This is a genomic window from Paraburkholderia sp. BCC1885 (assembly GCF_900996235.1).
In the GTDB taxonomy this organism is placed as follows: domain Bacteria; phylum Pseudomonadota; class Gammaproteobacteria; order Burkholderiales; family Burkholderiaceae; genus Paraburkholderia.
Map to the genome: position 1 here is coordinate 23,575 of NZ_CAAJGM010000220.1, position 13,682 is coordinate 37,256.

The window sequence follows — 13,682 nt, forward strand, 5'->3', positions numbered from 1 at the left end:
GATTCACGACGAGGCGGCGTACCATTAAATTTCTCGAACCCCCGGCGCGGTTTGATGCTGGAACGCTCGCTGCAATGTCGGGGCTCACATTCTCTGGATATTCGATCATGGCGGAATCGCAGCCACTCAACCCGTCTCCGGCGCCCTCAACGACTGCCACCGATCAGCCCGTGGCACCGGCCGCGGCACTCGACGAAACAGCCGTCAACGCTGCCGGACAACCGCCCTTCGAGGCATTGGAGATGCCGGGCGCTCCGCTGTCCGCCCAGGCACCCGCGGGCATTACGGCAAAACCGGCGTACCCTCCGCCAGCGACGATTCCGACTCAGAGCGGTCCACACGGCATCCGCTACGACTTCAACGATGGCTGCCGTATCGTGCTGCCCGACGGCGAGTGGCGCGTCTGCCTACGCGATATCGACACCGGCAACATCCTGTTTCAAACCGACATCAACGCCGGAGTCGTGGCCAGCACGAAGAAGTACTACATCCGGTTTTCGATCGAGGTGTGGGATCTGCGCACACCCGCTAACGCGACACCGGTGGTGCACCACCTTCACGCCCTGAACGGGCGCGATGTGCTGATCCAGTTCCCGGTCGGGACGCTCGGCGACCTCATCGGCTGGCTGCCGTACGCGATTAAATTCCGCCGCAAGCATGGTTGCCGGCTTACTTGCGCGATGTCGGAGAAACTCATTCCACTGTTTGCCGGCGCGTATCCCGACATCGAATTTCTCACTCATGAACAGGTGCAGGCCGAGCGCTACTACGCGACCTACAGCATCGGCCTTTTTTTCGACGACCACGACAACGTGCGGCAACCGTGTGACTTCCGGCACGTCGGTTTGCATCGCACGGCAGGCTACATTCTTGGTGTCGATCCGACCGAAGAGCCACCGCTGCTCGCACTCGACGACGACAGCCGGCCGATCGAGGAGCCGTACGTCGTGATCGCGGTGCAAAGCTCGACCCAGTGCAAATACTGGAACCACCCGACAGGCTGGCGCGAGATCGTCGCGTTTCTGAAGGAGCATCGCTATCGGGTCATCTGCATCGACCAGAAGTCCACGCATGGCACTGGGCTCGTCTGGACCCACCTTCCATACGGCTGCGAAGACGAAACCGGCGACCGGCCGCTGCAGGAACGCGCCCGCTGGCTGCGACACGCAGCATTTTTCGTGGGCTTGTCGAGCGGTCTTGCGTGGCTGGCGTGGGCTGTTGGTACACCGACTGTGATGATCAGCGGCTTCACTCACGAGACCAACGAATTCGCCACGCCGTATCGCATCATCAACTATCACACCTGTAACAGTTGCTGGAACGACGTCAGGCATCGTTTCGATCATCACGACTTCCTGTGGTGCCCGCGACACAAGGATACCCCGCGTCAGTTCGAATGCACGCGTCTGATCACGCCGGACCAGATCAAGGCGACGCTGCGTCGTATTCCGAATTTCGGCGCCCAGACGTACTCCACTGGTTAGAAAACACCCACTCCGAAAACGCAAGAAGCCAGGGCGCGATGCCCTGGCTTCGGTACGACAGATCCGGTAGCGGGAAAACTGGCGTGGCATGCGCCGGAAGGTTAGATCAAAATTCGGCAGTCCGCGATTGCGAGGCTGGTGAAGCCCTGTCTCGTCTAATCAGATGTTCTTTTCCGCAAGCACCGTCAGATGCGGCCGGTTCGAAATGCAGTGAGCGAAGATGACGCGAAAACCTCGATCCACCATGAATTTCTTCATGGCGGGCACCGAGAAGTGCCACAGATGACCGGGCGGCCCGAACATCTTCCATTTCGGTCCGGCCCTGACCGCCGAGAAATGCGTCACGCATGGCACGACGAAATACACCCGACCGCGCTCTGCGAGCACCCGACGCACCTCGCTCATGAACGCATCGAGATTCTGCACGTGTTCGAGCACGTGAAAGCCGACGACGAAATCCCAACGTCCATCCGGGTAGTGTTGATCGAACAGGCTACCGCTGGCTACGTTGATTCCCTTCGCCCGCAGATACGGAATCGGCGCCGTTGCATAATCGATGCCTTCGAGTTCAAATTTGTGCGTACGCTTCAGGGCGGTCAACAGGTGGCCCTCGCCATAACCGATTTCAAGCAGTCGACGGCGTCCCTGCGCATGCCGCACGATATTCTGCGCATGCCACCAGTTCTCAATGCCCTTGCTGAACCACTTGCTAAGGCGCTTCTGCGTGACCGGGACAAACTCGTCCGTTTCCCCATAGTAGGTGCCGTAGAAACCGGCCAGCAACTGCTCTGACGGGACATTGCGCACAAAGACGAAATGGCAGTTCGGACACTGGTCGAGGTAGTAACCGTCCCGCTCGAAATACAGCGAGGACGCGGTTCCGCAGACCGGACAGACATGATTCAGATAGGCTTCCCCGTTCCGATGCCTATCTTCGATTGGTTGCAACATGGCTTCCCTCATAAAGCTTCATATTCATTTCGGATTCCTCTTTAAATGGTTCGAGGCACTACCTTGCTATGGTTGTCGCTCGTGAGAATCAGTCGGGCGACGGCTGATATCGCGCCTTGAGCGCTTTCAGACATGCCCGGAAGACCGGCTTGCCGATCAGGCCGTTGCGTCGCAATGCGATCAGGCGCCTGCGCCTGACATGAACTGGATACGATCCGTCACCAACCACCCGCCAGACTGAATCGATCAGAGTTCGCCAGACGGCCCGCCTGCAAACCAGGTAAGCCGCTATGGCGAAAGGTCCCGTACCAATGCAGACGAACAGCCAGCCCGCCGGTGACAGGCCGACGCGATGCACGACCAGCCGGCGCATGTCGGCTCTCACAGCCACCGCTATCCCCGTGGCTGCGAGCAGCCAGATCACTGTTACTGTCAACATGGTTAAATATATCACATCCTCATATGGGATATTGTGTATGCGAATGTAGAATCCGGCAATGGCCCACCCCATTCACGATCCCCGTAACCAGCGTATCGCGGCGCTGCTCGCCGATATCCGCAAACAGCGCGGCCTGCTTCAGGAAGAGGTGGCGCTGCGGTTGAAGCGGCCACAGTCGTTCGTATCGAAGTACGAAAGCGGGATGCGCCGGGTCGACCTCGCTGAGCTGCTCGACATACTCGGCGCGCTCGACGCGGACCCGCACGCGTTTATCGACCAGATTCTGGCCGAACCACCCCGCTCCCTCCCTCGCTAGCCTCCCCCGCCTTCGCCACACGAACCTCAAGGAACCAGTGAACGGGCGGCAGGTCGGTCTGCACATACTCCTGCGCCTCGATCCAGTACGCCGGATCGATGATGTACTCGACCTTGATGCCCGGGTCGTGGCTGGCGCGGGCGCGGTGGAACAGCACGTGCCGGCCGAGGTTAGTGCAGTCGTCATAGTCCACAAGGGCAATCGCCAGATCGGGTATGTCGCTGACCGACGAAGGCTCTTCGTACATGCCCGTGTCGTATCCGTAGTGCGCGAGGACCTGGGCGATGAACTCGCCGGTTATCCAGTAAGGTCCCCGTGCCGGATGACGAAACCGCTCGATGGCGACGTTGCGAACGGCTTCAAGGGTCGTGCCGCAGATCATGGCGATGACTGCAAGCGAGCTGTCGAAATCGCCGCTCTGCTGCACGCGACGAAAAGCCGGTACGAAGCCGGCTCCAATCATGGTGACTACCGTTGGTATGGTTGGCATTCAATACTCCGACGGGAACAGCAGGGTTGTCGCGCTGCGGTCGGCTTCGGTGATGAGCCATACCCGCTGACCGGCGATTTCGAACGACGACAGGATGCGCGAGCCGTGCTGTACGGCCAGCTGGTTCGACTTTGCATCTTCCGCTGGCACGTCGCCCCAGTCGCCGGTCGCGTGCCGCCTGAGAAACGGGTCGGCCGCAATGCCGTGGTGTTCGAGATGCGCCAGCACCCTTCTGGTCGCTACGATTCGTCCCAATCGGAACAACGGCGGCGGCTTCTGCAAGGTGCGGCATGGTGCGACGCCAGGCTCGGAACTCCGGTTGTCGATACTCATCTGATTCTCCTTGAACGCTGACCGGCGGCGACGAGGTGCGCCGCCAGAAATGCAAAAGGCCAGTGCGTTCAACACTGGCCCCCTGATGCGATGGGTAACTTCGGCTCTGACAGCGCGACTACTTGCCGTTGCCTTTGGTGTTCATTGCGTGGATGCCGATCGCCCAGTGGCCAGCGATATTCCTGAAGCTGGTGCGCACGCGGTCGGCGGGCTTGCACCACGGCGCCGGATCAAGCGCGTATTCGATCGCGCCGGGCGCATGACTTCCCTTCGCGCGGTGAAAGAGGATGTGTCGACCCATCTCCATCTCGTCGTTGTAGTCGACCAGCAGGAAAGCGACGTCGGGAATATCGGCTACACGGCCGATCTCCTTGTACACGGTCGCCACGAGACCTAACTGGGCCAGCAACGCTGCAATCTGGCTCTCGCCAAAATAGTACGGGCCGCGTGCAGGATGCTTTGTCTTCGCGATGGCGATGTCCCTGACTTCTTCGATTTTCTTGCCCGATAGCATCGCGGCGCAGGCGAAAACGTCGTCAAAATCGTTAGTCTGTGGAACAAACGTGAATGCCGGGGTAAAGGTTGTCGGGGTGCTTTCGACACCGGTCGGGAGGACAGGCATAGAGGACTCCTGAAAATACAAAAAGGAAGCGCGCAGCAACGCCTGCCTGACGGCATCGGACATTTTGGGTGAATCAGGGAGAGAAAACTCGAAGCGAAATCCGGCTAAATTCCGGCGGATTTGCCCAGGCGTGCGCTGCGGCGCGAGCGGCGAGCCGAAAACCCGGTTTTCGGCCGGTTTTTCAGTCGTATCACCATGTTACCAGGGGCAAATCACCCCTTCAACGCACAAATAACTTTGTCAGGCACCATGAAAAACCCCGAATTTTCGCCATTTCCAGAGCGGCAAGAGCTTTCTGATCGCGGCCGGATTCGGTGATCCAGCGGGCTAAATCTTGGCGGTCGAGGCGCAATTATTGTTTTATAATTAGATCTATTGCAAATCAATATTCTAGGTGTCCAGTGGTAACAGAAACTCGAACCCTGACCGCCCAGGTGCCCGTCGAACTGGCGCAGGAAGTGGACGCATTATCGGAGCAGATCGAGCGTCCGCGACAGTGGATCATCAAGAAAGCACTCGTCCAGTACCTCGCGCGCGAGGCAGAAAAGCGGCGGCTGATTCAGGAGGGGCTGGACGATGTGACCGCAGGCCGCCTCATTCCGATGGAGCAGGCGCGTGCGTGGGCGAACAGCCTCGGTACGGAAAACGAGCTGCCGGCGCCCAAAGCGTGAGCATCGAGGTCATCCCCACCAGCAAAGCGATGTCGGACCTCGGGGTTATCGCCGAACACATCAAAAAGTACAACGACGCCGCCATCGCCCGCAGGGTCGTCAGCGCATTGCTGGACGAAGCCGAACGCCTCGGCCAGAACCACTTTCACCGGCTCGGCGAGGAGCTTGACGGATACGACGGGCCACCCGCCCGCGAAGTGCACCGCTGGGTGTGTCTTGAGGGCCGATACGAGCTGCACTATGAAGTCCTGCCCCCGTATGCTGAAGAGCCGACGACCATTGCCGTGCTTCGCGTGTGGGACACCCGCCAGGATCGGTAAGCCAATTCGAGATTGGCGCCATCCGAAGTGCGCTTAGGTCGGCGATTCACCTTTGGACATGTCAAAAATAAAGCGATCACCAATCCCCATTTCCTGCAGCGCGCGGTCTATGAAGTTTTGGACCACCTGAAACTGAACTCCGGACTGGTTGACCGGCCTTCCTTCGTCGAATTCATAGTAAGTCGCACTCTGGATAAGCTCGATCAAACCTTGACGCGCATACAGAACGGCGTTGATCGAATCGATCTCCGCAAGCTTGTCGAGCGTGAGTGCCCAGAGAATATCGTAGATCTCCTGAGCCGGACGATGGTCGCGACATAGATGTCTCTTCTCGTCTCTACAGCGCTCTTCGCCATTAACGATCGATACAGCTCCCGCTCTCGATCCGTTTCAAGAAAAAGCGGGTGGTTACGTGTTGCTCATCGTACCAATCAGCTTTTCTGAGGAGTTCCGATCCAACCGCACCTCGCACAACAAACGTTCCGTTGAATCAGCATCTGAGATATCACAACATCGGAGAGAATTTCTCCTACAAACCAATGCATTCAATCATCGATAGGCTTAAACTTGCTGCCGGATAGAAATAGATCAGCTAGAGCCAAAGCTTCGCTTAGTGCCAGAATGCTGCGACGATAGATGACGCCAGCAATCAGAAGCATGCAGCAACCCAAACATCTTCAATACATCACGCGCCCGCACCGGTTGCCACAACTCCCAACAGGAAAGTCATGGAACGCACACCCTACCTGCTGCCTTTCACGCGGGACCGTATACCGACTTGGCTTTGCCCAGTTTGCCAATCAGGGCATCTACGTCTTCTGAAAGACACCCTTGTTGAGCGTGAATCGCAAGCTAGCCAGAAAGATCATGACCACGTTGATTGGGAGCCTGACTGGATTCGTGGTGTCTTCTCATGTGTCTTTGAATGCAACAACGAACGTTGTAAGGAATACGTGAGTTGCGCCGGAGACAGTAGAGTTGAGACCACTGAATTTCTGGATGACGAATACGGTTGGTCGCAGCAGCAGGAAGAGAATTTCTATCCCGGATACTTTGTACCAGCACTGGTTCTAATGGATATCCCGAAGGTCTGCCCAGAGACGGTTCGGAAGCATCTACGCGAATCTTTTGCGCTTGCTTATGCCGACGCTGGAGCTGCACTGAACTGCGCGCGTGCAGCGGTCGAAGCAGTGCTAACAAATCTAAACATCACAAGGTTCAGGAATCAGAATGGCAAACGCCGCATCATCAGCTTGCATCAACGAATCGAGGGGCTTCCAAACAAGTATGACGAGCAGAAACAGTTGCTCCTGGCAGTGAAGTGGCTGGGGAATGCTGGCAGCCACAGTGGTCCAGAACCCACCGTAAACGATTTGCGCAATGCATATGACCTACTCGAAAGCGTGCTTGCGGAGATATACGACAAGAAGACGGAAAAATTGAAAGCCGTAGCAAAAAAGGTTAACAAGAAGAAGGGCACTTCAAAATAGAGTTACCTTGATAAAAGAAGGACCAGCGCAAGCGTTCGCAAAAACGCTGTAACGCTTGACCGGACACGATATCGACTTCGATATTTCATGGGTGACCGCGTAAGCTTTGCTGCAGTGCCGATGATATCGGTCAAGTAATAAGTTGCGCACAAGATCAATGACGAGGGCTAAATGCTCGAGAAAATCATTCGGATAGACAACGTAGGTGTATTCAAGACTGGCGTACCATCGGCTGTATCGCTGAAGAAAGTCACGGTTATCTACGCTGATAACGGACGGGGGAAGTCGACACTCTCAGCTTTGCTTCGTGCTTGCGGAGCGGCGGATGCTCAAGCCATTCAGAAGCGCAAGACCATCGGCGCGACCGGCGACCAGGCCGTCAAGCTACTTGTTCGGACTTCTGTTGGCGGATCGACCGTTTCATTCAACGGCAACACATGGTCGTCTGCCGTCGCCAACGTTCACGTCTTCAATCAAGAGTTTGTCGAACGCAACGTTTATGCTGGCACAGATGTGACACCCGACCAACGTGCGTCTATGCTCGAGCTTGCGCTGGGAGCCGACTCCGTCGCTCAACGCGAAGAGTTCCAAAAACAATCTGAAGCACAGCGCAGCGCGACCCAAAAAATCACCGCCTCCGAAGCAGCACTGCGAGGCTTCCACCAGAGCGAAACGCTGGCAACCTTCGTTGGGTTGGAGCCAATTGACGACGGCCCACAGCAGATTGCACATATAGACAAACAGCTTAGCGAGGCAGGTAGCATAAAGCAAATCCTGGGCCGTCAGGGTTTTCGAAAGATGACCGGGACGATCTACGAATTCGATAGCATCCGGGCGATCGTTGAATCGTCCTTTGAAAGGCTTCAGGAAGACGCTGAAGCTGTGGTGCGCCGACAATTCGATGCACATCTCGGTCGGGAAACCGAGCGATGGGTCAACGAAGGTCTTCGCCACAAGCCAGAGGAACACTGTCCTTTCTGCGGCCAGGAGACGGCTGGATTGCCTCTGCTAAAGGCTTATAAAGATTACTTCAATCAGGCATACAAGGATCACCTGCAACGCGTAGCGTCTCTAGGCAGGCTGTCCGGGCAGCAAATGGGCACGGATCTTCTCCCTGAGTGGCGGGCCGCCATCGACTTCAACGCCGGAGTCAAAGACTGGTGGTCTGGCCTACTGCAGATTGACGTACCCGCCTTTGGGATGGACGCCGCCCGTGATGCAATAAATGAGGCCCGCAAGCTAATCAACATCGTCATCGAGGAAAAAACTGCGAAGCCCCTTGAAGCAATCGACGCCACTCCGATAGCACGAGCCGAGACTATCCTGAACGCGGTCCTAAACGACGTTGCAAAATTCAACGGCAAAATACAGGTGGCGAACGATGCGATATCAGATTTCAAGGATGGACTCGCTCGTATAGATATCCCTGCGCTACAAAAAGAACGCCGCATCATTGAGCTTCGTATGATCCGCTACACCCCAGAGGTCGTGCAGCACCTCGCCGACCGGACGAAGGCAGAGGACGATAAGAAGGACGCTGAGGGAAAGAAAGATTTAGCGCGAACGAAGTTGGACCAACTCATGGCTACATCGCTTGCGACTTTTCAAAAAGCGATTAACGATCGCCTGCGGGACTTCGGCGCACCGTTCTCGATTTGCGAACTGAAGCCAAGCTATATGGGTGGGGGCGTGCCGCGCAGCGAATATGGCCTCACAGTACGCGGTGCATTAGTGCCCGTCGGTCGGACCAGCGGCGATGCCTTGACCTTCCATACTGTTCTAAGCGAAGGCGACAAGCGTACCCTCGCGTTTGCCTTTTTCTTGGCGAAGCTGTTTGCAGACCCCGACCGGGCACAATCTATCGTTGTTCTTGATGACGTCTTTACTAGCCTGGATCTGCATCGTCGCGCGAAAACAGTAGAAGCGGCTCTGGAAATGAGTCGAGAATGCGAACAGGTAATTGCTTTGGGCCACGACGCCTATTTCCTGCGCGACATTCGAAAACGCGCGGTTAAAGCAAATAATGAGGTCACCGAGTTAGAGCTGCGTCGCGGACCGGAGAACTACTCGGTCATCGGGCAGTTCAATCTCGACGAGTTCTGTGCGTCGCCATACTATAAAAACTATCGGCTCGTAGAGACATACACCACGGGGGCCGGATCAACTAGCATGTTAGAAGTAGCGCAAGCACTTAGACTCCTCGTTGAGGGCCATCTTCACCGTTGTTTCGTGGGCCGATTCCCTGATGGCCTGACGTTCGGGAAGATGATCCAGCTCATCAAGGAGGCTAGCTCAGACAATCCAATCAGCCAGTTGCGGGGGCTTGCGCCGGATCTGCAAAAATTCAACGAATATGCAGCGATGTTCCATCACGATACCTCTGGCGGCCACGCGCGAGTGGATGTCAATGATGGTGAATTGCTTCCGTTCGCCTCCGCAGCAATTCGTTTTATTCAGATAGGTAAGCTTTTCTGAGAGACTCACTCCGCGCAGCGATACCATTCCCGGGTAGGCGGAGTACCAGCTTAGTGTCAATTATCTGCGAGAGTTGGATGATGGCACTGAGTTGGTTCCAGTCCGTTTCAAAGTGCTTGACGGGGAATCTGGCACGATTTGCTCCCGCACCGTCTCCGGACGTCTCGTGGCAACTCGCCACATTTGACGGTATTTCTGACGGTATACTGGCACCAAATCTCAACCCCACCTACGTGGGACAATGGGTTGCGGCCAGACTCAACATAATTGCACGGTATGTGGAGCGGATGCTCAGTGCGTCTCAGGACGGCTATAACTCGTTGAAGTAATTCATCTTTTGACTAAACGACTGTCTACCGTCGTCTCGTCAAATCCAGCCAGAGCTACAGCATTGTGACGGTATACCGTCGTTTTCTGCGCCAAGTATACCGTCACGCCTCCGGAAAAGCGCTTCCACGAGGCACCCAAACCGGCTGTCCGCCGCGCCGGTATTGGGATCGGCGGCAATCGCCGGAGAGGCAGCAGAGCAAAGAATTCGCGGTTTTTCACCGGTTTTCTTCGTATGCCGCTCGACATTGAAAAACTGCATGTTGAACGCCACATCGGCGACCTGCCACGTCACCGGCCCCTGCATAGACATGGATTATCGAGTCAGTTACGAACACAGTCTCAAGAGCGATCCGGGCGCGTTCATCGTTCTGGTTCCATCGCAGCTGGTCGATGGGATTCCTCGCAACATCCCGCGCGCACCCCTGCCCGAGTACATCACAGAACTCATCCTCAGCCGGTCGCCGACCATCGGAAAAATCCGAAACCTTCGGGTTCTCTGAACGCCGCGAGCCTCCACCGAACAAGTGGAATCGCAACGCTCATCTGACTCAAGCCGGCCAGGATCGGACATTGGCCGATGGCCTGCGAACGGCGGATTCAGGCTGGTTGGAGTCCTTCGCATGCTGATCGCGACCAGGTACTATCGGCCAAAACCGGCCGTCCGCCACCGCTGCTCAGTTCGGCCGAAGTCCGACATTTCCGCCAGGCATCGTCACCACAGACTGCTCATAATAGTTTTGAGTAGAAGAACAATGCGAAGGAGTAGAGGATTGGATTCACATGATGAAGTCAGTGAGCCTGTTGCCCCTATTTGCAAGCGGCAGGAGGAGTTGAAGTCTCGAGAAACTGACGTTACCGCGATGATTCTGGCCGAGCATAAGAAGCTCCCAGCGGAGGCGCTCAAGCGCAGGCCACCGGATCTTCCAACTGATCTGCATCCCCAGGCGGCTGAGATGTTTGTTTGGATGGCGGCTCATGCAGTCGACAAGATTGGCGATCACGCCGAAAACTACCTCGACTACAGCGTGCCAGTCACGGGGCTCGCGCTTACTTACTGTTTGGTCGCGGTCGAACAGTCAACGACAAAGCCCAATTTCTCGAGGCCATCGCGCCCTGATCCGGCGGTCCATGCGGCATTCGGCAGGCAGCTCATGGAAGAATTGAACCGGGAGCAACACGCACGGTTACAACAGGGCATCTGGCAATCTTTCTTCGACTTGGAGGCAGATATCGCTCAGCTCAGGCTCACTCGGCGCCGCCGTGGTTCCGCATTGATGCTGCTGGACGCTGAGGCGAAAGCGGCGCTGCTTGAGATGCTTATCGGAAGGCGACTCTCCGAACTCTCGCTGGACGAGTTAAATCACTCGCTCGCGTCCAGCCCGGAGATGCTGCACTTCCTCACGCAATCTGATCCGCTTGGTTGGCTTAAATTTGAGCAGGCGATGGGCGTGGACGCGGTACGGCTTGCCGCTTTGTCGGGCTTCCTCGTATTCCTGGAGTTCGCCGCCGTGCAGGTAAAGCACTCCTACTGGTACGACGAGGCGAAGCTGATTGAGCTGTGGGCAGTGTATGTCCATGCCTATCCTCAGTATGGCTCGATTACGGGTCAATCTATCGTGGATGCACTCACCCGCTTCAGCATGGCACCGTCAGAAGCAGCGACAACCCTGATTCACCCGCCGTTTTACCTGTTGCATGGAAAATTTCTGCGCAACCCGTGCTTCATCAATGCGCAAGGCATAACGGCCAGCCTGTTGACCATCGCAATACGACGTCATGAGCGCGACTGGAATAACACTCTCGGATCGACGCTCGCGCGTGCCGCAGACACGCTCAAATCGCTCCTGCCTGTGTTGAGCCGTTTGAAGGTCGCCGTCAGACGCAAGTTTCCCGGCGGCGATGTCGATCTAGCGCTGTATGACACACAGACCACCGAGTTGTTGGTTTGTGAGGTTAAGACCGTCTACGACAAGCACAACGTGGACAGCCTGATGCATCGCTTCGAGGAAGCCAAAGTGAACGTGGACAAAGCCGCGTCACAGCTTGAGGAGACAGCGCTCGCCATTTCAAGTGGCAAGCTGTCGATGATGATCATCTTTGGCGAAAAACTTTCGGCTCCCAAGGCGGTGCACAAGGTGTTGTTGACGTGGCTTGATCCGGTGGACCTCACGATGGGCACTGAGTACGAGGAGGTCATGTGCATGAACTTCTCAATCTTCATCAGCCTCATTCATGCCAGCCAGGGCAACGTGCAGGCAGCGGCCACTGCCGTGCGTGAGCTTCGCAATGTTTGGCCGGTCGCACTAAGCAGACCACTGGATCTCGACCAGCCTGAACTAGCAGCCGAACTGGAAGTTCAGACGAATCTGCTTGACCGGCGCAGCGATCTGGAGCGTCTTGATCTTTCGCCGCTGAGCAGAAATATCATCGCCCAAATTGGCAGCATCGATGAAGTCGCTGCTTCAGCACGACCCGCATCATGGATCTCGTACTTGGAGGACTCTATGCGTGTGCTCTGTCCGTTCGCTCCTTGACTCTTTCCAATTGGACGATGGCACACCTCAAGATGCTACCTGAAGTTCAGGAAACTGGACTCGGAGTTCGCGTTCACCGTCACCGGTGCCTTCTCAACTTCTGCGGACTTCGCTAAAAACAGTTTCCGATTCAAACAGCCGCCACCCAATGCGCAATTTACGACCGACCGCAATCGCTGGCGAAGCAGCCATCGGGCTTTCCACACCGAACTTCCGCTTTGGGTCGACTTGGGCCGAATGCGGCCTGATCGACGACGGCCCGTTGCGGCGGTCCGTGTCGGACCGGGGTCGGCCATGAGCGGTCTTCGGGAGTCGCTCAAGGAACGGCTGCTTGCAACCAGACAGCAGTCGAATTGAGATTACCAACCCAAATCAGCCATCAAATCGAACGTCTCGCAAACGAGCGGCATTGACGCTACGGGCTGTCGCCCTATCCGCTGGCACTCTCTGTCAAAGAACTTCCAGTGCTCCGCGCGCCAGAATTCGAGTGAGAGGTCACCTTCTCCTTCGGCGGCCGCAAACTCGCTAGAAATATTCTCAAAAGAAACTATCTCGACTCTCGTCGTCCGAAGCAGCAGAACGGGGTTATCGAAAAAATCCAGAACAATTTCGATGTCCCCTTCCTGCGGCAGGCGTTCGTCGTCAAATTTCCATGACCACAGCAAGCTACATGTGGCGCGCTTTATGTTGGCCGCTATCAAGGAAATGAGCATTGCAGAAGATTGCTCCGAGTCGCCATAGCTGCCAAATCGAACATTGGCCCCGGCGAGATCGATTCCTCGTTTGCTTAGCGCTGTAATCAAGTCGGGCAGCGTCGGGGTATTGGACATAGACTAGGGCGAGCCACGGTAAGGGGTCAGGAATCGAATTCTATTGCATGACGAGGTGTGCACTGGACGTCCGGCATCGAACTGTAAGACGACGTTCGGTACCGGGACCTTAAGAGGCAGGCTCACCCGCCTTCATCCCGCTGCCAGACAGCGGTCGATGCGCCGTATCCAAAGCTGCCCGGCGTGATATACGTGAGGCGGTCCCCTTCAATGACGAATGGTCTCGCCTGTATTTCGCCATCCCAGTTCGGGAACGTTCCCTTCCGAATGTGTGCGTATTTCGGACGAACGTGACCGGCCGTTTCGGGATGGTGACCGGCGATTTCGGGAACGTGACCGGGCATTTCGGGCACGTGACCGAGCGGACCGGAAGGCAGGATTGGCGTTGCGCATGAGA

Annotated in this window: 15 protein-coding genes and 1 pseudogene; 8 read left to right on the top strand and 8 right to left on the bottom strand. The window is 56.5% G+C overall.

What is annotated here, in order from left to right; translation table 11 throughout:
• Positions 1-107: 107 nt before the first annotated feature.
• Positions 108-1,484, top strand: coding sequence for an autotransporter strand-loop-strand O-heptosyltransferase (locus tag FQ755_RS26290; RefSeq protein ID WP_260858869.1), 1,377 nt, complete (start codon positions 108-110; stop codon positions 1,482-1,484).
• Between the two features lie 159 nt (positions 1,485-1,643).
• Here FQ755_RS26290 and FQ755_RS26295 read toward each other — a convergent pair whose 3' ends face one another.
• Positions 1,644-2,435, bottom strand: coding sequence for a methyltransferase domain-containing protein (locus FQ755_RS26295; RefSeq protein ID WP_144157941.1), 792 nt, complete (start codon positions 2,433-2,435; stop codon positions 1,644-1,646).
• Between the two features lie 88 nt (positions 2,436-2,523).
• A complete protein-coding gene (locus FQ755_RS26300) occupies positions 2,524-2,808 on the bottom strand; it encodes a hypothetical protein (RefSeq protein ID WP_144157942.1) in 285 nt (94 codons plus the stop codon).
• 124 nt (positions 2,809-2,932) lie between these two features.
• On the opposite strand from FQ755_RS26300, the gene FQ755_RS26305 reads away from it, so the two are divergent.
• Positions 2,933-3,190, top strand: a complete 258-nt coding sequence (locus FQ755_RS26305; protein WP_144157943.1) for a helix-turn-helix domain-containing protein — start codon at positions 2,933-2,935, stop codon at positions 3,188-3,190.
• Here the strand turns inward: FQ755_RS26305 and FQ755_RS26310 are convergent.
• From FQ755_RS26310 to FQ755_RS26320, 3 genes are all read right to left on the bottom strand, one after another.
• A complete protein-coding gene (locus FQ755_RS26310) occupies positions 3,144-3,680 on the bottom strand; it encodes a hypothetical protein (RefSeq protein ID WP_186308662.1) in 537 nt (178 codons plus the stop codon). The genes FQ755_RS26305 and FQ755_RS26310 overlap by 47 nt on opposite strands.
• Positions 3,681-4,013, bottom strand: coding sequence for a hypothetical protein (locus tag FQ755_RS26315; protein WP_260858870.1), 333 nt, complete (start codon positions 4,011-4,013; stop codon positions 3,681-3,683).
• Positions 4,014-4,131: 118 nt separating this feature from the next.
• Positions 4,132-4,698 carry a hypothetical protein gene (locus tag FQ755_RS26320; RefSeq protein WP_260858871.1) on the bottom strand — a complete coding sequence of 189 codons (567 nt, stop codon included), beginning with the start codon at positions 4,696-4,698 and terminating at the stop codon, positions 4,132-4,134.
• Between the two features lie 371 nt (positions 4,699-5,069).
• On the opposite strand from FQ755_RS26320, the gene FQ755_RS26325 reads away from it, so the two are divergent.
• Together FQ755_RS26325 and FQ755_RS26330 are read left to right on the top strand one after the other, a co-directional pair.
• The gene (locus FQ755_RS26325; RefSeq protein ID WP_260858872.1) at positions 5,070-5,306 is read left to right on the top strand and encodes a CopG family ribbon-helix-helix protein; all 237 of its coding nucleotides are present in this window, start codon (positions 5,070-5,072) and stop codon (positions 5,304-5,306) included.
• Positions 5,303-5,626 (top strand): type II toxin-antitoxin system RelE/ParE family toxin, encoded by a 324-nt coding sequence (locus FQ755_RS26330; RefSeq protein WP_144157945.1) that lies wholly within the window; start codon positions 5,303-5,305, stop codon positions 5,624-5,626. The genes FQ755_RS26325 and FQ755_RS26330 overlap by 4 nt, the downstream gene beginning before the upstream one ends.
• Before the next feature lie 33 nt (positions 5,627-5,659).
• Here FQ755_RS26330 and FQ755_RS37610 read toward each other — a convergent pair whose 3' ends face one another.
• On the bottom strand, positions 5,660-5,833 hold the full coding sequence (locus tag FQ755_RS37610) for a hypothetical protein (protein ID WP_186308663.1): 174 nt from the start codon (positions 5,831-5,833) through the stop codon (positions 5,660-5,662).
• A 521-nt stretch (positions 5,834-6,354) separates the two neighbouring features.
• Between FQ755_RS37610 and FQ755_RS26335 the strand changes: the two genes are divergently transcribed.
• From FQ755_RS26335 to FQ755_RS26350, 4 genes are all read left to right on the top strand, one after another.
• A complete protein-coding gene (locus FQ755_RS26335; protein ID WP_144157946.1) occupies positions 6,355-7,116 on the top strand; it encodes a DUF4145 domain-containing protein in 762 nt (253 codons plus the stop codon).
• A 171-nt stretch (positions 7,117-7,287) separates the two neighbouring features.
• Positions 7,288-9,591, top strand: a complete 2,304-nt coding sequence (locus FQ755_RS26340) for an AAA family ATPase (protein WP_144157947.1) — start codon at positions 7,288-7,290, stop codon at positions 9,589-9,591.
• Positions 9,592-10,229: 638 nt separating this feature from the next.
• Positions 10,230-10,421: a hypothetical protein gene (locus FQ755_RS26345; RefSeq protein WP_144157957.1), complete on the top strand. Its 192-nt coding sequence runs from the start codon at positions 10,230-10,232 to the stop codon at positions 10,419-10,421.
• A 270-nt stretch (positions 10,422-10,691) separates the two neighbouring features.
• A complete protein-coding gene (locus tag FQ755_RS26350) occupies positions 10,692-12,455 on the top strand; it encodes a hypothetical protein (protein WP_144157948.1) in 1,764 nt (587 codons plus the stop codon).
• Positions 12,456-12,814: 359 nt separating this feature from the next.
• On the opposite strand, the gene FQ755_RS26355 is transcribed toward FQ755_RS26350, so the two are convergent.
• The gene (locus FQ755_RS26355) at positions 12,815-13,285 is read right to left on the bottom strand and encodes an ASCH domain-containing protein (protein ID WP_144157949.1); all 471 of its coding nucleotides are present in this window, start codon (positions 13,283-13,285) and stop codon (positions 12,815-12,817) included.
• A gap of 122 nt (positions 13,286-13,407) precedes the next feature.
• Positions 13,408-13,682, bottom strand: a pseudogene (locus FQ755_RS38315) (lipocalin-like domain-containing protein); the annotation flags it as partial.

Bases quoted from the DNA above. Each gene is read 5' to 3' on its own strand.
- FQ755_RS26305 (WP_144157943.1), top strand. From the start codon at position 2,933: ATGGCCCACCCCATTCACGATCCCCGTAACCAGCGTATCGCGGCGCTG.
- FQ755_RS26320 (WP_260858871.1), bottom strand. From the start codon at position 4,698: ATGTCCGATGCCGTCAGGCAGGCGTTGCTGCGCGCTTCCTTTTTGTAT.
- FQ755_RS26290 (WP_260858869.1), top strand. From the start codon at position 108: ATGGCGGAATCGCAGCCACTCAACCCGTCTCCGGCGCCCTCAACGACT.
- FQ755_RS26345 (WP_144157957.1), top strand. From the start codon at position 10,230: ATGGATTATCGAGTCAGTTACGAACACAGTCTCAAGAGCGATCCGGGC.
- FQ755_RS26310 (WP_186308662.1), bottom strand. From the start codon at position 3,680: ATGCCAACCATACCAACGGTAGTCACCATGATTGGAGCCGGCTTCGTA.
- FQ755_RS26300 (WP_144157942.1), bottom strand. From the start codon at position 2,808: ATGCGCCGGCTGGTCGTGCATCGCGTCGGCCTGTCACCGGCGGGCTGG.
- FQ755_RS26335 (WP_144157946.1), top strand. From the start codon at position 6,355: ATGGAACGCACACCCTACCTGCTGCCTTTCACGCGGGACCGTATACCG.
- FQ755_RS26340 (WP_144157947.1), top strand. From the start codon at position 7,288: ATGCTCGAGAAAATCATTCGGATAGACAACGTAGGTGTATTCAAGACT.
- FQ755_RS26295 (WP_144157941.1), bottom strand. From the start codon at position 2,435: ATGTTGCAACCAATCGAAGATAGGCATCGGAACGGGGAAGCCTATCTG.
- FQ755_RS26315 (WP_260858870.1), bottom strand. From the start codon at position 4,013: ATGAGTATCGACAACCGGAGTTCCGAGCCTGGCGTCGCACCATGCCGC.
- FQ755_RS26355 (WP_144157949.1), bottom strand. From the start codon at position 13,285: ATGTCCAATACCCCGACGCTGCCCGACTTGATTACAGCGCTAAGCAAA.